The sequence below is a fragment of the Arthrobacter sp. UYEF20 genome, from assembly GCF_040546335.1.
GTDB lineage: Bacteria > Actinomycetota > Actinomycetes > Actinomycetales > Micrococcaceae > Arthrobacter.
In genome coordinates this window covers 258,542-275,271 of sequence record NZ_JBEPNP010000001.1, presented here as the reverse complement: position 1 = coordinate 275,271, position 16,730 = coordinate 258,542, and the positions used below count along the sequence as shown (strand labels likewise).

Annotated in this window: 16 protein-coding genes and 1 tRNA gene; 3 read left to right on the top strand and 14 right to left on the bottom strand. The window is 66.2% G+C overall.

Annotation, left to right across the window (positions count from 1 at the left end):
* Position 1: 1 nt before the first annotated feature.
* Both ABIB26_RS01350 and ABIB26_RS01345 read right to left on the bottom strand, forming a co-directional pair.
* Complete coding sequence (locus ABIB26_RS01350) at positions 2–484, bottom strand: FHA domain-containing protein FhaB/FipA (RefSeq protein WP_354238862.1); 483 nt, start codon at positions 482–484, stop codon at positions 2–4.
* Positions 481–1,230: an FHA domain-containing protein gene (locus ABIB26_RS01345; protein WP_354238860.1), complete on the bottom strand. Its 750-nt coding sequence runs from the start codon at positions 1,228–1,230 to the stop codon at positions 481–483. Before ABIB26_RS01345 ends, ABIB26_RS01350 begins: the two co-directional genes overlap by 4 nt.
* A 421-nt stretch (positions 1,231–1,651) precedes the next feature.
* On the opposite strand from ABIB26_RS01345, the gene ABIB26_RS01340 reads away from it, so the two are divergent.
* Positions 1,652–1,734 (top strand) — tRNA-Leu (locus ABIB26_RS01340).
* A gap of 1,227 nt (positions 1,735–2,961) precedes the next feature.
* Here ABIB26_RS01340 and ABIB26_RS01335 read toward each other — a convergent pair.
* From ABIB26_RS01335 to ABIB26_RS01290, 10 genes are all read right to left on the bottom strand, one after another.
* A complete protein-coding gene (locus ABIB26_RS01335) occupies positions 2,962–3,771 on the bottom strand; it encodes an HAD family hydrolase (RefSeq protein ID WP_354238858.1) in 810 nt (269 codons plus the stop codon).
* The gene (locus ABIB26_RS01330; protein ID WP_354238856.1) at positions 3,768–6,320 is read right to left on the bottom strand and encodes a phosphoribosyltransferase domain-containing protein; all 2,553 of its coding nucleotides are present in this window, start codon (positions 6,318–6,320) and stop codon (positions 3,768–3,770) included. The genes ABIB26_RS01335 and ABIB26_RS01330 overlap by 4 nt, the downstream gene beginning before the upstream one ends.
* A complete protein-coding gene (locus ABIB26_RS01325; protein WP_354238855.1) occupies positions 6,317–7,489 on the bottom strand; it encodes an HpcH/HpaI aldolase/citrate lyase family protein in 1,173 nt (390 codons plus the stop codon). Before ABIB26_RS01325 ends, ABIB26_RS01330 begins: the two co-directional genes overlap by 4 nt.
* Before the next feature lie 9 nt (positions 7,490–7,498).
* The gene (locus tag ABIB26_RS01320; protein WP_354238853.1) at positions 7,499–8,311 is read right to left on the bottom strand and encodes a hypothetical protein; all 813 of its coding nucleotides are present in this window, start codon (positions 8,309–8,311) and stop codon (positions 7,499–7,501) included.
* A gap of 3 nt (positions 8,312–8,314) precedes the next feature.
* Entirely contained in the window at positions 8,315–8,866 is a 552-nt protein-coding gene (locus ABIB26_RS01315; RefSeq protein ID WP_354238851.1) for a TerD family protein, read from the bottom strand.
* Positions 8,866–9,369 (bottom strand): hypothetical protein, encoded by a 504-nt coding sequence (locus ABIB26_RS01310; protein ID WP_354238850.1) that lies wholly within the window; start codon positions 9,367–9,369, stop codon positions 8,866–8,868. Before ABIB26_RS01310 ends, ABIB26_RS01315 begins: the two co-directional genes overlap by 1 nt.
* A gap of 31 nt (positions 9,370–9,400) precedes the next feature.
* Positions 9,401–10,591 (bottom strand): toxic anion resistance protein, encoded by a 1,191-nt coding sequence (locus tag ABIB26_RS01305; RefSeq protein ID WP_354238848.1) that lies wholly within the window; start codon positions 10,589–10,591, stop codon positions 9,401–9,403.
* A 121-nt stretch (positions 10,592–10,712) separates the two neighbouring features.
* Positions 10,713–11,294, bottom strand: coding sequence for a TerD family protein (locus ABIB26_RS01300; protein ID WP_354238846.1), 582 nt, complete (start codon positions 11,292–11,294; stop codon positions 10,713–10,715).
* Between the two features lie 38 nt (positions 11,295–11,332).
* Positions 11,333–11,914, bottom strand: a complete 582-nt coding sequence (locus tag ABIB26_RS01295; protein WP_354238844.1) for a TerD family protein — start codon at positions 11,912–11,914, stop codon at positions 11,333–11,335.
* Positions 11,915–11,935: 21 nt separating this feature from the next.
* Positions 11,936–12,526, bottom strand: coding sequence for a TerD family protein (locus tag ABIB26_RS01290; RefSeq protein WP_354238842.1), 591 nt, complete (start codon positions 12,524–12,526; stop codon positions 11,936–11,938).
* 614 nt (positions 12,527–13,140) lie between these two features.
* Here ABIB26_RS01290 and ABIB26_RS01285 point away from each other — a divergent pair.
* Positions 13,141–14,259 carry a type I restriction enzyme HsdR N-terminal domain-containing protein gene (locus ABIB26_RS01285; RefSeq protein WP_354238840.1) on the top strand — a complete coding sequence of 373 codons (1,119 nt, stop codon included), beginning with the start codon at positions 13,141–13,143 and terminating at the stop codon, positions 14,257–14,259.
* 247 nt (positions 14,260–14,506) lie between these two features.
* Here ABIB26_RS01285 and ABIB26_RS01280 read toward each other — a convergent pair whose 3' ends face one another.
* Together ABIB26_RS01280 and ABIB26_RS01275 are read right to left on the bottom strand one after the other, a co-directional pair.
* A complete protein-coding gene (locus tag ABIB26_RS01280; RefSeq protein WP_354238838.1) occupies positions 14,507–14,776 on the bottom strand; it encodes a type II toxin-antitoxin system RelE family toxin in 270 nt (89 codons plus the stop codon).
* Positions 14,773–14,943 carry a type II toxin-antitoxin system Phd/YefM family antitoxin gene (locus ABIB26_RS01275; RefSeq protein ID WP_354238837.1) on the bottom strand — a complete coding sequence of 57 codons (171 nt, stop codon included), beginning with the start codon at positions 14,941–14,943 and terminating at the stop codon, positions 14,773–14,775. The genes ABIB26_RS01280 and ABIB26_RS01275 overlap by 4 nt, the downstream gene beginning before the upstream one ends.
* A gap of 683 nt (positions 14,944–15,626) precedes the next feature.
* On the opposite strand from ABIB26_RS01275, the gene ABIB26_RS01270 reads away from it, so the two are divergent.
* Positions 15,627–16,631 (top strand): sugar phosphate isomerase/epimerase family protein, encoded by a 1,005-nt coding sequence (locus ABIB26_RS01270; protein ID WP_354238835.1) that lies wholly within the window; start codon positions 15,627–15,629, stop codon positions 16,629–16,631.
* Positions 16,632–16,730: the final 99 nt, after the last annotated feature.

Here is a 16,730-nt window from a genome sequence, read left to right as displayed (position 1 = left end):
GCTACGGCCTCAATTCGATGACCGTCTTGCCGATTCTCACGGGGACACCAAGCTCGACCGGCAGGGCCCGGGTCAGCTGCTGGTCTGCCAGGTACGTGCCGTTTGTCGAGCCCAGGTCTTCGATGAACCAGCGGCTGCCCTGCGGGAACAGGCGGGCGTGCCGCCCCGAGGCGTAGTCATCCTCCAGGACGAGCGTGGCTTCCTGGGCCCGGCCGAGCAGGATGGGACTCGCCGCCAGGGCGACGGTGGTGCCCTTGAGCGGGCCTTCGGTCACCACGAGCTGGTGGGCCTGCTGCTTCACGGGGGCGGGGGCAGGCTCCGCCAGCGCGGGGTTCTTGCGGACCTGGCGGGCGCTGGGCGCGCCGGCTGCTGCCTTGCGTCCGATCATCAGGTCGCGGCGCATGGCCGAGACGATGCTGAAGATCAAGACCCACAGGAGCAGCAGGAAACCGAAGCGCAGGGCGGTGATGGTCAGTTCACTCACGGGCGACCGCCTGGGTTGGCGGGCAGAAGGCGGAAAGCGATTTTGGTCCGTCCCATCGTGATGGTGGAGCCGTCAGTGAGCTCCGAGCTCCCGACGATCTTGTGGCCGTTGACGTAGCTGCCGTTCGTGGAGCCCAGATCGATGGCCTGGGCTGTGCCCGGACCGGTGCGGATCTCAAGGTGCCGGCGCGAGACGCCGGTGTCGTCAATCAGGATGTCTGCCTCGGACGACCGTCCGAGTACAACGGAAGGAGCGTTAAGCGAGTACCTCTGACCGTCAATGTCCAGCACCGGCTGGAGCCGGGACGGCTGGCGCGTCGGCGCGGCAGGCATGGCGCCGTGGGTTCCGGGCTGTGCCGGAGCGGACGGGGCGGAGGCCTTCTCGGTCCGGGACTTGATTTCAAAATCCCCGGCCCGGCGCCCTTCGTCGCGACGGAAACTGATCCGGACCGGTCCCTGCAGTGTGTAGCCCTGGCTGCGCACGTGATTGATGACAACATCACAGAGCTCTTCCGCGAGCGGGGTGCCCCATTCCTGGGCCCGCTGGAAATCGTCGTCGCTCAGGAGGACGTCGAAGACGTTGGGCGCCAGGGTTCGACCCGCGGCGATCGTAAGGGCCTTGTTGTCGACTTCGCGGCGGAGGTGGCTTGCGATCTCGACGGGTTCCACCTGGGCGCGAGAACCGGTGGAGAAGACCCCGCGGACGGCCTTTTCGATGCCGCGCTCGACTTTGTCCAGCAATCCCATGGTCCTTCTCCTTTCCTGACGGCTGCCGGGCAGTGTTCGTTCCGGAACTCAGTTTCCAACATTTGCGTGAGCCACCCGTAGACGGGCACTCCTACATCAGATACTACTGGGCGACGCTGGGAATGACCTTAATGGGCACCGCCACTCCGTGCCGGAAAGTTTGGGTCCGCCGGCGCTGACATGCGGTGATGCCTGTTGCGCGGGGGTGGCTCCAACGGGCCGGGGGCGGCCCCGGTGGGGGCGGTATGGCGTCGATTCGGAGCCGCCCGGGCCGGCCGCGGGGCCCCGGAATCCGTGGCCCCACGGTGCCTGCGGAGCCCGATTGGTGTTTTTCCGCAGTTGTCCGTTATGCTTGATCTCGCTGCTTTTACGAGGTTGGCGGTCCGCAAATTGGGCCGCATTTCCGGATAGAAGAAGTTGCGCGCGAGTGGCGGAACGGCAGACGCGCTGGCTTCAGGTGCCAGTGTCCGAAAGGGCGTGGGGGTTCAAATCCCCCCTCGCGCACGCAATCGAAGGAACCCCGGGAAATCAATGATTTCCCGGGGTTCCTTTTTATGTGCCACCCACGCGTAAAACCAGGTTTCGCCCACGACCCCGGAACAGCCGACACGCCGGAGAACCACCTGTAGGCGATGGTCAGCTTCTCGGATGGTTCGGACCAGGTCCCGGCCGTGACTGTCATCGGAACACCAGCGACGGCTTCCCCTGTCAGAACGGGCTTGGTGGCGTCCGTCAGCTGCTTCTGCTCTACGTTGGCGGCCGCGTGAGTGTCGACTGTTTTGGAGTCGGCGCCGAACGTGCCGGTGCCGGTTTCAAGGACCAGTGTCGTGCCCTGGTCCTCGGCCATGATCGTGTGATTCAGGCCGGTGCCTCCGGGAATCGCGACACCGTTCGGCAGCCACTGGTAGCGGTGCCCGGCGACGGCTCGTAGGCATTTTCGTTAGTTCGCCGGGGGTTCAGGTCCAGGCAGTGGGGTGGCCGGGCTCAAGGGCCTGCCCCGCGCCGGGGTCGGCGGATGGACATACTCCGGCTATGCCCGGTCCCGGACGCGAGGAATGGGCATGTCCTCCCGGGAAGTAGCCCGGCGCCCGGTCCGGCCACCGGAAACGCCCCACGCACCCCTGCCGTGACGTTCCTCCCCGGTTGCTTCGGCGCCACGCGCAAACCGCCCGCGGGAATCCGGGGTTCACCACGGCAGGCAGGCGGCCGGGCGGCAAGCAACCGGGCAGGAGCGACCCGCCGACTGCCCGCGTCCACGTGCCCGGCTTCCGGCCAGGGAACGTCACGGTGTCGCCGGTCCCGGGCGCGAGGACCGGGCGGTCCTCCCGGAGAAGTGGCCCGACGCCCCCAGCGGAGTCACTGCACGTGCCCCCGGATCAGGACATGCCCCGCGCCGGTGCCGGCGGATGGGCATATTCCGATTATGCCCGGTCGCGGGCGCGAGGAATGGGCATGTCCTCCCCGACCCGAAGAGGTCCTGACCCTCTGAACCCACGACGAATTTACGAAAATGGCTAGTCGCGGCCAAAAGGATCGCTCCAGGGCACGTCGTCGGTGCCGGTGAGGATGTCCCCCAGTCCGGCGCCGGCAGCCGGGTTCGGGCGGCCGTCAGCCTGGGCCGACCCGAATACCGCGTCCGGATCTGGTCGGCGGGCCGGCCAGCAAGGTAGCGGGACCTGCTGCCCCTGGCAACGTCGAAGGCCGGCCAGGCGGCCGTCGGTAGACGGGTGTTTAGCGCTGGACCAGCGCATGGATGCGCCGGGAGATTTCCTCGCCTGCCAGGATGCCCCGGGCATCGGTCACGCGCAGGTGATCCCTGCGGAAGTCGACGTCGGCGAGTTCTCCGTGGGAGGGACGGAAGGCGACGTCGGCTTCGGCCAGCATCGGCCCGTCCAGCAGCGAATCCCCGGCGGCGATCACCCGGGAGGCCCCGGTCCGCCGGGCGACTTCTGCGACGGCGCTGTTCTTCGTCACAGCTTGCGGCACGCAGTAGAGCTTGCGGCCCTGGACGGACACCGTCCAGCCCAGCGAGGCACACCAGGCGTCCAGCTCCTGAACGAATTCCGCGGGCATGAGCTCCCGGTCCACGATGGCGTAGAGGAAGAGCTCTTCAGCCTGGCGCAGCCGGAGGATCCAGGTCCGGTAGGCCTCCCGGGACAGAAATTCCTCGATGACGGCCAGGGGCGCGGAGCCTTCCGAGACCCGTTGTCCGATGGTGGTCTGCCACTCGATGTCCGGCTCGCCGTTCTTGAGCAGGACACCGCCGTTGGTGGTGACCGCGTATTCAGACACGGCTCCGGGCAGCCGGACCCGCCGGTACTGGGCCACGGTCCGGGTGGTCACCGGGACGAAGATGGCCGTCCGGGTCAGTTCGAGCAGGAGCTGTTCGGCGGCGCGGGTCATAAACGAGATCGGCACCCCCTGGTAGAGCTCCGCGACCACCATAGCCGGCGCCAGGTGGTCGGGGACCTCCAGGAAGAACGCCTTCGAGGAGTAGATCAGCGTCCGGTCCAGATCCGAGGCCACCAGGACGGAATTCACAGGGCGGCCGCCGCTGTTGATCCGTCGGCACCGGACACCCCGCGGCCGAACCGCGGATCGATGAGCCCCACGCAGCTGAAGGGAAGGCCCGGTACCTCCAGCACCGCCACGCCTCGCTGCTGAGCCAGCAGCAGGATGTGGGCTATCTCGGGCGCGGCATCGGGACGCACCAGGATCTTCCACGGCGCCCTGCGCAGCAGCACCCGGGTTGTCTCGCCGACCCCGGGCTTGACCAGATTCAGGTCGTCGATCCCGTGTTCCCGCCCGAGGCTTTCCACCGCGAGCCGGCCGGCCCAGGTGGGCGTCCGGTCCGCGGCCAGCAGTGCCAGGGCTTCGGCCCGGGCGAAGGCCTCGACGGTTGGGAAATGGACGGAGACGGCGGCCAGGAAATCCCGCGAGACATCGTCCCCGCGCAGCCGGTGGTAGAACTTGGCCCCGTGGAAGTCGTCCGGGCCGATGAACTCCGTGTTGAAAACCGTGCGGGACACGAGCCCGGACACCGTCGAGTTCAGGCAGGCGGAGGGGATGAGGTAGTCCTCGCGCGTGCCGTACATGGCGGCGCAGTGCCCGGGATCGGCAAGCACGGCGAGGTCCTTCGGGAAGGCAATACCGTCGGTATCGGCGAAGCGGTCGAGCGAGGCCGAGAGCTCGCGGGTGATCGCGCCCTTGCCGGTCCAGCCGTCCACAAAGAGGATCTGCTCCGGGTCATGATGGGCGGCCAGGTAGCGCAGCGCCGTCTGGTCCAGCCCAACGCCGCGCACGATGCTCATCGTGTAGTGGGGGAGGTCGATGCCGTGGATCTGCTGCGCCCAGCGGCGCATCAGGATGCCGACCGGTGTGCCGGCCCTGGCCAGGGAAACCAACACCGGCCGGTTCCGGCGCGCGGCCAGCGCCATCTCGGTCACCGTGCCCACGGCCTGCGCGACGCGCGCGGAGGAGCGTTCCAGGGCGTCCCGGTACAACTGCTGGTACTGCTGCGAGGGCGAATACTCGATCGGCAGGGACTCGGCATAGCTCGCCCCGCCGGACTGCACAGCAGCTTCACGATCGGCCGTCGGCGCTTCCAGCGCCGCATCACCGAGGTCCTTGAGCAGCCAGGTGACTTCCTCGGGCGCGTAGGAACCGAACGCCGGTCCGGCCAGCGGCGCCGGGAGGACGGGCGAGGCGGGCAGGAGGACGACGACGACGGCGCTGCAGACGGCGCTGAGCGCCTCCGTCACGCTGCCGGGACCCGAGAGGACCTCCGCGGGGGTTCCAGGTTCGGGCATCATGACGATCGTGCCGAATCTGCGGCCGGCGGCGGAAACATTGTGGGCGAAGCGCGCACCCGGGCCGTCCACGGTGACGTCATGGCTGGTGAACCGCACCGTGCCGGTGATGGCGTAGTCCGGGCGATCCAGGGGGACGATGGGGGAGCGGGTAGTGGTGGAGAACCGGACGCCGCGGTCCGGATTCAGCCGGTCCAGCGCATCGGCCACGGCCAGGGGCACGTGGATGAACTCCTCGCTGCCCAGGACCAGAACGGACTCCGCGGCCACCGCCTGCGGCAGCGCCCGGTGGATCGATTCCGCGATGCCGGCCAGGGTGGGCGCCGCGGGGGAGCCGCTGTTGCCGAACCGGTCGCTGCGGACAGGTGCACCGTCCGCCCCGGGCTCGAGGAAGGTCACCGTTCCGGGTGCCGAATCGGGGGCGGCCGGCGCCTGCGGCAGGGCCGCCACGACCTCCCCGGCGCGCTGGAGAATGTCCGCGTCCAGGGTGATCTGCCCCGTGCCCAGGGCCACCACCCGGATGCGGGTTCCGAGCCGTTCCGCCAGTTCGTCGAACTTGGCCCGGTCGGCCGGAGTCCGCAGGTCCACGAGTGCGGCCACTGTATAGCTGGGATGGGGCGCCAGGGCGTGGAGTTCGGTGATGGTGTTGATGACCGTGGCCCCGGTGCTGAGTTCGTCGTCGACCAGCACCACCGGTTCAGGGGCGTCCAGGCGCCGCGGATCCGTGGGCAGCAGCCGGTGTGAGGTGGCGTGCGAATGTGATTCCTCGAAGGACCCGTACGCGGCGGCGCCCACCGGGGCGTGCCGGGAGGAATGGATGTAATACGAGCCGATCGTGTCGGCCACAAGCCGCCCCAGGCCGGTGGCCGTCTCCGCGTAGCCGATGGTAATGACCTGCGGGTTGCGGGTCTTCAACCCGGCCAGCTGTCGCCGGAGGCTCCGCAGCGTGGCCCGCCGGCCGTCGTCGTGCGTTTCCCCGCGCAGCACCGCCGCGAGCCCGGCCGCAATGGTCCGCGTGACGGATACGGATTCCGGCGAGGCGGACAGCGCCTCGCCGACGAGCACTCCCAGCAGCTCACCGGCGGCCATGACCAGCCCGGGTTCCGACGGGACGTGTTTGCCCAGCACCCGGGACACCAGCAGGTGGGCCCGCCTGGGGTTGCGACGCAGTGCCAGTCCCACCAGGTCCTCGACCGGCAGCAGGCTCGCGGAGTGGTCCGTCTTGATGCCGACGCCGAGGGCGTCCCGCACAAAGCCGCCGGTCCAGGGGTGCTGGCTCAATTCATGCTCGCTTCCAGGAGGTCAACGTAGGTGATGTTCTCGGCGGCAACGCCGAAGGCTGCGGCCCGCAGCAGCGTCTGGCCGGCCCAGGCCTGATGGGGCTTCATCTCATTCATCTTGTTGCCGTACGGCGAGGCCGAGGCGCCGCCGCCGTTCTTGCCCGCGATCTCCAGAGCGTCGACGTATTCCTCGTGGCTGACGACGCACATGGCATGGACCAGCGGGACATGCGTGGGGTGGATGACCGTCTTGCCCAGCAGCCCGTTGGCCAGGTCCAGTTCAATTTCGCGGATCAGCCCGTCCAGGTTGGCCGTCAGAATCCGGTCGCGGAGGGGCATCTCATTCGCGGCGGCGAAGGGAGTGCGCCGCAGCAGCGGGCGCAGTACGCGTTCGCTGTTGCCGTAGTGCTCCCACACCGGGCCGGAGATCACGAACCCGTCGTCCGGCCGGCCCAGCATATTCACGATGTCCCCGATCACGGAGGCGACCACCTTGACGTCATAGATGGTCAGGTCCCGGGAGCGGCGAAGGCCGAAGGCACTGGACATGTCCGTGGCGCCCACGCGGACGGCCAGAATATCCTCCCGGTTGGCTTGCAGCACGTCGCAGATACCGGACAAGGTCCTGGCCCGGGTCTCGCCGTGGATCATGACCGGCGATTCCATGATGGGCATGATCCGCAGCCTGCGGCCGTCCCCGCGGGAAGCGTTGATGCTATGCAGGGCATCCAGGAACCGCTGTGCCTGGCCGGTCTCATTCTCAAACTTCGGAACGACAAAGCCCATCAGCAGGTCCAGTGCCCTGCCGCAGCGGCGGGCCAGGCTCAGCATCTGCTCCGGGGTGCGGACCCGGAGAAACAGCAAAGGCCCCTCGTCGGGGTGGAAGGCACCGGCGTGCAGCCGGGTCAGCGTGTTCACGACGTTGGTCTCGGCGGCGTCCACCGCATCATCGGCGATGGAATCCTCGAGGCAGATCACCATGCTCAGGCAGCCGCGGGCCGCCTGTTTGCGGATATCCTGCGCCAGGTTGGGGCGGTCCGCCGGAGTGTAGAGCGTGGCGCCCAGGGCCACGGCCAGCAGCGCGGGGGCCGAGCCCAGGCTCAGTTCCTGCGGAGCGATATGGAAAAGGCGCGAGGCATGCTCGTCGCTGAGAAAACTGAAATGGCGCATGCCGTCCCGTCAGGGTCCCTGCCGGCGGGCGGCAGCTTTGGTGGTCATGGAAAAGCCGAATTCCTGCCAGAGCAAGGCGGCGTCGGCGTGGGCCGGCACCGGTTCGGCGCGCAGCTCGATGACTCCACCGATCGCGGTCAGGGACAGGATGTATCTGAGTTCCCCGCCGCCCGCGGGCAGCGTCACGGTGCCGCCGTCGAAGATCTCCGCGGTCAGGGGGGCCGAAAGCGGTCCGATAAAGAGCGCCCGGCGCAGTTCGCGGATATGCCGCAGCGCCACGACTGCCGTCCCGTCCACGTAGCCGACCAGCGGGCGGTTTCCCGAGCATTTGATGGAAGTGCCGGAGACGGCGCCGTCAAGGGTCATGGCCCCGGTCACGCGGTCGGAACTTTCCCATGCCGCCGATGTTGCCCCGGTCACCAGCAGGCTTCCAATCGCCGACTGGCGCGCGTCAAGGCGGATCATCGGCGTCTGGGCGTCGAGGAGCCTCGTTGCCCCGATCCCGGGAGCCGGAAAAAGCCGGGCGGGCCGAGCCGCGGCTGCCGGCCGGGCTCCGGCCGAGGGGGCCGCTGGCGAGGTGGCTGCTGTTGGGGTCGCTGAGGCGGTGGCTGATGCCCGGGATGCGGGCGCGGGCGATCGGCTCAGGGACAGTGACGGGGCGGCTGCCGGGGACACCGGCAACGACGGCGCCGCCGCTGTCCGTACGGATGTTGCCGGCTCGGATGAGTCAGCGCGGGCGGCCCGGCCAGCCTGGGCGGCCGGTTTGACCCGCCGGCTGAGGTAGGCGATGTCCGTGCGGATGCTGGACCTGTTCAGTGCCATCGCCTAGACATCGAACCGGAAGTCGGCTGCCACGCCGCGCAGGCCGGTCGTGTAGCCCTGGCCCAGGGCCCGGAACTTCCAGTCCTCGCGGTGGCGGTACAGCTCTCCGAACATCAGGGCGGTGATGTCGTCCTGCTGGGACTGGGGAATATCGAAGCGCACCAGCTCCTGATTCTGCGCGGTGGCCACCCGGATGTACGGGCTGCGGACGGCGGAAAAGGTGCCGGGCCCGCGGAGATCGGGGTCGACGTAGACAATGAACGTAATCTTGGCGACACCGGCCGGCACCAGGGACAGGTCGACGTCGATCTGTTCCTGGTCATCGGTGCCGGCGAAAGCCACCGAGCCGTCCGGGCTGGCGATCTGGTTGAAAAACACCAGGTGATCGTTCGAGAGGGCCCGGCCGCCGGCGTCGCACATGATCGCCAGGGGAACCAGCTCGGACTGGGGCCCCCGGCTCGGGATGGACTTCCAGCCCAGGCCGACCAGGATCTTGCTCAGTCCGGGGTTCTCGGCCGTCAGCGCGGCGTTGGCCCCGGCCACAAGATTGCCCATCAGCGGCCTTCCAGCCGAAGCGAGGACGGCGCGAACTTATCCTCGAGGAACCGGCCGTGGGTGGACAGCTCGGCAATGGCACCGATCCGCACCTGATTGGCCAGGTCCCGGGCGATTTCCTCGAGCGTGGCGAACTGTTCCGCCAGCAGCCCCGTCGGCCCGGACTCCTCAGTCCTGGCACTGTCCGGGAGGGCCAGGTAGGTGCGCAGGGGATCCGGGATGTAGCTGCAGACGATGGAATTCAACAGCACCTGCTGCTCCATCGACGCCCCCTGCTCGGCAATATGGGTCACCAGCGGGCGCAGCACATCGTCGATTTGGCGCAGCTGCGAGGACACCGACGTCGGCAGCTCAGCGCCGGCCCGCCGGATGGCGCTGCGCAGGTTGTCCAAGGATCCGGCGGTCTGCGCCATCTCGGCGTCAGCCGTTGGCTCGGGAGCCCGTTCAGTGATGCCCAGCACGGGGGCGCCGCCGAACAGGGAGCCGATGAACTTACCAATCACTGCGGTACCGCCTGCTACTTTCCGCCGTCACTTAGTCTGTCTGGCCCTGCCGCGCGCGCTCCAGGTACGGCTTGGCCTTCAGCACGCTGGCTTCGAGGGCCCCGACGGTGCTCTCCATGTTCTTGGCCGCCTCCGACCGGAAGGTGTCGATGGCATCCATCGTGGCGAACACATTGTCGAAGGCCTTCTGCAGCGTCTCCACGCTTACCCCGGAGCTGGACGCCTGCTGGTGGATTCGGGAAGTCTGGTCCTTGAGCATTTCGCTGGTGCTCAGGATCATGTTGTTGGTGGTGGTATTGACGGCGTCGATCTGGTCCAGGACCATCTTCTGGTTGGCCAGGGCCTGGGCCACGATCACCGCCGTGCGGAGTGCCGAAATGGTGGTGGTCCGCGCCCGTTCCACACCCTTGATCAGTTCAACATTGTTCTTACGGATCAGGTCCATCGCCAGGTAACCCTGAACCGAGACGGCAAGCTGGGTCAGGATGTCCTGGTGGCGCTGGCGCACGGGGAACAGGACGTCCGCCTCCATCTTCTGCGCCTCGGTAATCTGCCCGGCGGCGCGGGCGGAGTCGATCTTCTCCACGCAGGCGGCATCCAGTGCCTTGGCGAAGACGGCATATTCGCTCAGCGCCTGCATCGTTTCCCAGAGCTGAATTTTTTCGTTGGCGAGGCTGGCATTGTCCTTGAGCAGCTCGTCCTGGCCCGTCATCAGGGCCTTGATGATCTGGTTCAGCTGGGTCTGCGCCGACTCGTATTTCTGGAAGTACTTGGCCAGCTTGTTGCCGGGGATGAAGCCCAGGATCTTCTTGCCCACGCCCATGTTGGCCTGGTTGGGAGTGAGGTCCTCCACCGTGCTCCGCAGCTCACCCAGGGTGTTGGCGACCGCAACCTGGGCGCTGTTCCCGGACTTCTTGGCGCCCGCAACGGACGTCGAGGAACGCTCCAGCAGCCTGCTGGAGGAGTTGCTGGACGCTGTGATCTCGGCGCTGCCGATCTTATTGATGCCGTCGACCTGTGAGGAGAACTCCGGGCTGCGCGCATCCAGCTGGGCCAGGCTGGCCACGAACTCCCTGGCCTGCCTGTTGATCTCGGCCCTTCGCTCGTCGGGGACCGGCACCATTCCGGGAGCGTCTTCGGGCTGAACTGTGGCAGGGGCGTCCGGAGCCTGAAGCACCAATGAAGCCTCTGCGGCGTCGGGGGGAGTCAACGGAGAATTCATGATGCGGCCTTTCGAGAAAGCGGTGGTGCCCCGGTTTCGATTGGCCGGGACACCACCTCATATGGAAACAATGCGGAGCGGAACTAGCCAGCCCGGGACTCTAATCAGCCCGGGATTCCAATCAGCTCAGGTCGACGCCGAAGTCCTTGGCGATGCCGGCGAGCCCGGTAGCGTACCCCTGACCGACGGCCTTGAACTTCCAGTCCCCGTTGTTGCGGTAAACCTCGGCGAAAATCATCGACGTTTCGGGCGCCGCGTCCTCGCTCAGGTCGTAGCGGACGATTTCCTTGTCATCGGCCTGGTTGACCACCCGGCAGTAGGCGCTGCGCACCTGGCCGAAGTTCTGGCCGCGCGCTTCACCCTGGTCGATGGAGACCACGATGACAACACGCTCGACGTCGGCCCCAACCAAGGAGAGATCGACCAGGATCTGTTCGTCGTCGCCGGCGCCTTCGCCGGACCGGTTGTCGCCCAGGTGGCTGACCGAGCCGTCCGCTGCGGCTGGCTGGTTGTAGAAAATGAAGTCCGCGGAGGACCTGACCTTGCCGTCCGCCGCCACCAGGAGGGCGGAGGCGTCGAGGTCGAAAGGCTCTCCCGTCGTCGTCCGTGGATCCCAGCCCAGCCCGACCACAGCCTTCGACAGGCCCGGTGCGCTCTTCGTCAGGGAAAGATTGCTGCCTTTGGTAAGGGTTAGTCCTGCCATGTTTGTACCATTCCTTCGTGTTGATGCGATCTTGCGAACTAGTCCAGCGAAATGCCGAAATCGGTGGCGATGCCGTGGAGGCCCGTGGCATAGCCTTGGCCAACCGCCCGGAACTTCCATTCGGCACGGTTGCGGTAAATCTCGGCGAAAATCATAGATGTCTCGGGTGCCGCGTCCTCGCTCAAATCGTAGCGGACCACTTCCTGATCCGTGTCCTGGTTCAGCACACGGCAGTACGCGTCACGGATCTGGCCGAAATTCTGGCCGCGGGCATCCGCCTGGTCGATGGAAACAACGATGACGACGCGCTCCACGTCCGCCGCGACCAGGCTGAGGTCGATCAGGATCTGTTCGTCGTCGCCGTCGCCCACACCGCTGCGGTTGTCGCCCTGGTGGACCACCGACCCGTCTTTGGACCGGAGCTGGTTGTAGAAGATGAAGTCGTCCTGGGACCGGACCTTGCCGTCCGCCCCGACCAGGAGCGCCGAAGCATCCAGGTCGAAGGGTTCGCCGCTGGTGGTCCGCGGATCCCAGCCCAGGCCGATCAGGGCCCGTTCCAGCCCCGGATCAGCCTTGGTGAGCGAGAGATTATTGCCTTTGGTAAGGGTCAGACTCGACACAATAAAGGATCCTTCGAACGGCTAGAGGACGGCGGCAGCTGGTGCGATCAGGTCTGCGACCGACCGGCCCTGGGCCCGCTCACCGATGGCCTTAAAGGTCCAGCCCGCACCGTCGCGGGATACCTTGGACATAATCATGGCCGAATGGGTTCCCGAGTCGGTCAGCTGGTACTTGGCAATTTCCGGGCTTCCCGGCGTGGAGTCGTCCACCAGCCGGCAGAATGCATTCTGCACCTGATCGAAGGTCTGGCCGGTGTAGCTGCTGATGACGAAGACGATGTGTGCCACGGCCGGGGAGACGAGCTCCAAGTTGACCAGGATCGTCTCGTCATCGCCGTCGCCGGCGCCCGTCAGGTTGTCCCCGGTGTGACGCGTGGAGCCGTCTTTGCTCTGCAGCTGGTTGTACCAGACCTGATCCAGTGACTTGCCGGCCGCGTCGAAGAAAATGGCCGAAGCGTCGAGGTCCACCTCCACGGTCTTGGCCTTTCCGAAAAAGCCCTTCTTGGCCGGGGCCGCCGAGTCCCAGCCCAGCCCCATCTTCGTCTGAGTGAGCGAACCGCCGTCTTTTTTGGTCAGCGACAGCGACTGGCCCTTCTGCAAGCTCAATCCCATAATTTTCTCAACCTCCAGCTAGTTTGAATACTCATGTCCTCAGGTTCCAACGACTCCGGCCATGCACTTGTTCCGTACGTACATCTGAGGTTAATGGTGTGAGGACGAAGACCATGCCGATCAGGCCGGGGCCGAGCGTGATACTGGCCGGAATCGAGGTGATGGCGAAGTCCCCTGACGCCGCGGAAGGAGAAAGAGGCGGCGAGGGCCTGGACCGGCGCTACGGCCGTAATACCAGACGGCCGGCCAAATGCTTTCAGGAACATTCCGCGTGCGGCTCCTTTAGGTGCTGTGACCCCGCGGGCGTACGTGGGCCCGGGAGGCAGGGAAAAGCGTCCGGGGCCGATCCCCAAAGACCTTTGTTCATAACCTATCACCCCGTAGGTAAAGCCAAATCGGCATGAGGAAAACGCCCGTGCAAATAAGGAATTCCAGGCATTCCCGCCGTCCGGGACAGGGACGCTTGAATTGGAGTCGTGGCGCGGGCGGAGCCTGACAAGGCGGCAGTGTATGGTCTCGTCTAATTGGCGAATCTCAGACGCGAGGACGGCTCTTGCTGGAGAGCATTCACCCGAAGTCAACGTCCCGTAAGGATGAGTTCACGTGGGGGAAAAATGATGGACATCAAGTATCAGGCGCGTCTGCAGGTGCTGTCTCAGTGGGCGGCTGAGGCATCTGGGCAGGGTCACCTCGTTCCGCGCATTGTCGATCTGGAGGCCATCTCCGCGGCGAGGACCGTCGAGGCCCCGGGAGTGAACAGGGAGGCCGTCGAACCTTGGTTGCCGACAATCCAGTGGCTGTTGAAACAAGCGGCTTTTGGTGTCGTGGACCCACATGTCCAACTCCCCGACGAATTGTCGCGTCCCGTGGGTGCGGCCCACGCCCTCCACGTCCTTCCAGCCGACGAAATTCCAGCCGGCGCCCAGGCGCAGCCGGCGATGGAAGTAAGTCTCGTGTCGGTCCTTGCCCAAGACACCGAACACGGAAGCAGCCACGCCACCGAGGCCGTCACAGTCATAGCGGAGATCAAACCCATGACTCCCATTGCCAAGGGACCGAAGTGGGAATCCGAGGCCCATGAGCAGGTCAAGTCTGCCGTGCAGCGATTCACTAAACCACTCCACGATCTCCTCACCCGTGACGCCAACGAGGGCGACACCCGCCTTTTGATTACGGACATGCTCTGCGAGGGTTTGGGCTATGACAAATTCCGCGACCTGACCACCGAATACATGGTCAAGCAGGATTTCGCGGACTACGGCGTCAGAATTGACAAGCAGTTGATTGCCTTCATAGAGGTCAAGCGGGTGAGTCAGAAACTCAATGAGCGCCACCTTCGCCAAGTCCAAATGTATGCGGTCAACGAGGGTGTGGAATGGATGATCCTCACCAACGGCCAGGTCTGGCAGGCCTACCACCTGACCGGCGGGCTCCCCGTGATTGTGAATCTCGCCTTCGAGGTCGACCTCCTCGGCCCTGAATCGCTGGAGGCAAAAGCGGACAAAATGTTCTTCCTCCACCGGGAGGCCCTCAAGCGCCGTCGGATCGACGAGCTGTGGAAGCACCGCGCGGCAACTTCGCCGGATGCGCTTCTGGACGTCATCCTGTCCGACTCGGTGCTGGATACCATCCGCAAGGAAATCAAGCGGAATACCGGGATCACCACAACGGTCCAGACGCTGGCGGCAGTGATCCGGACGGAGATCGTTGACCCTAAGCTTCGGAACAAGTAGTAAATCCGCAGGTATTCAGCGGACGGCTTTTTCACGAATGCGGGGATCCGGATAGCCACGGCATTCTGCTCCGGCACCGTCCCTTCGTGGACGGGCTTTCCATCAGGCCCTCCATCGGGCGCCCTCATGATCAGGCAATGACGGTGGCACGGCGGCGGTAGCTGACGCCCGCCCGTCATTCCGGGCCCGGGGTCCGACGGCGAACTGTCCGCGTTACTCGACGCTGCCTGATGGGAGCGAATTTTCGTCAGCGGTACGCGTCCCGCCGGTGCGCCATCGAGACTATGTCGATCAGGACGACGTCGTCAAGGATCCGGTAGATAATCCGGTAGTCGCCGCGGCGGGCCGAATACAACGGGAAAAGAGGCTCCAGAAGCTGCTTCCCCACTCGCTGAGGATTATCGCTCAGGGCGCCGGTGATGAACTCAAACGCGGCCGCCGCGACCTTTTCGGGCAGTCCATCGGTCAGCGCCCGTTTGGCCGACTTGGAAAACCTGACGTCGTACTTGGGACTCATTCTTTGGGTGAGGGCGTCCGCATGCCGGCCCTGACCTGCTCAACGGTGAAGGTGTCGCCCAGCGCCAGGTCCCGGAGGCCCTTGCCGATGTCCTTGACAAGTTTCGCGTCAGAAAGGACTGCCACCGTTTCCATCATGGCGTCATAGTCATCAGCCCCCAGGAGCACCGCAGCGCGCGCTCCTTCCCGGGTGCTTGCCGCCGGACCGCCTGCCGGCCGTGGCGGACCCCGGATTCCCGCGGGCGGTTTGCGCGGGGCGCCGAAGCAACCGGGAAGGAACGTCACGGCAGGGGTGCGTGGGGCGTTTCCGGTGCCCGGCACCGGGCTACTTCCCGGGAGGACCGCCCAGTCCTCGCGCCCGGGACCGGGCACAACCGGAATATGCCCATCCGCCGACCCCGGCGCGCGGCATGCCCTTGAGCCCGGCCACAACCGGAATATGCCCATCCGCCGACCCCGGCGCGCGGCATGTCCTTGACCCCGGCCACCCCGCTGCCTGGACCTGAACCCCCGGCGAACTAACGAAAATGCCTATCAGCGCACGGGATCAACCCCGCCCTGAGCGGATATCCGGCGGTAGCGGATCCTCGAGGTGCTGCGCATCCCCAAGTGCGCACGTGACCACGTCCGGAAGCTCCGTGCGCGGGCCATGGCCGACGCCCCGGCCGAGTGGAACCTTCCCACGGTCCGAGACGCCAATGGCCTCATCGCGCCCAGTCGGTGACCTCTTCCAATGCGGGACTACTGCCGATAAGTTTTTGAGTGTCCCCAAGAGAGTCCGTGCCTCGTTGAAAATTTCCGGCCCGGGGGCGGTTCCGAGAGGAACAGGATTCACGAAGGAGTGAAACACCATGGCTTACACCGCTGAGAACTGGCCCATCACCGCGGCGCTGCTGCAGTTCCCCGGCACGGACGCGCAGGGCACCCACATCAACGACGCCGATGCTTCCGCCTGGGCCGAGGTCCTGCAGGAGGTCAAGGAAGCCGGATTCGCCGACGCCGACCTCACGGACAGCTGGGTCCGCCCGGGCGATCTCAGCAAGGAGCGCCGGGCCGAATTCAAGCAGACCGCCGAGAACGTGGGCATCGGCATTCCCGTGATCTCCGCCATCCGCCGCAGCGTGATCGAGGAAGGCAACTGGGAAGCCAACCTGGCGTACAGCCACCGCACCATCGACGCGGCGGCCGAGCTTGGCTGCGAGGTGGTCTCCTTCGGGCTGCACCAGGCGCTCACCGCCGAGCAGCAGAAGCAGCTCTGGTTCTGGACGGTCGAAGGGCACAAGGACCCGGTGGGGGACAAGGAAACCTGGGGCAAGGCCGTCACGAGGCTCCGCGAACTCGGCCGGCACGCGGCGGACGCGGGCATCCTGCTCTCGCTGGAAATGTACGAGGACACCTACCTCGGCACCGCAGACTCGTCCGTGCAGCTCGTCCAGGACATCGGTCTCGCAAACGTCGGCCTGAACCCGGACATCGGAAACCTGATCCGCCTGCACCGCCCCATCGAGGACTGGCGCGACATGGTCGCGAAGACCCTGCCGTACTCGAACTACTGGCACATGAAGAACTACATCCGGGACGAGGACGTGGCCCGCGATACGTACGTGGCGATGCCCGCGCCGATGGAATCCGGCCTCATCAACTACCGCGAGGCGTTCAAGATTGCCCTGTCCGTCGGCTTCCAGGGAATCCTGTGCACCGAGCACTACGGCGGCGACGGCCTCTCCGTCACGGCCAGCAACCAGGAGTACCTGCGCCGCCAGATCCTGCCGAAGACGGACGGCTACGCCCTCGGCCGGAGCCAGGTCGCCCAGGGCCGGCAGCAGCCGGCAACGGCGGAACTCGCCGGCGTCTGACCCCCGGCGTCTGACCCCTGGGGTCCAACCCCGCCGGCGTCTGACTCAGCCCAGCACGACTTCTCCAGCAGCACTTCTCCACAACGGATTCTATGAGGA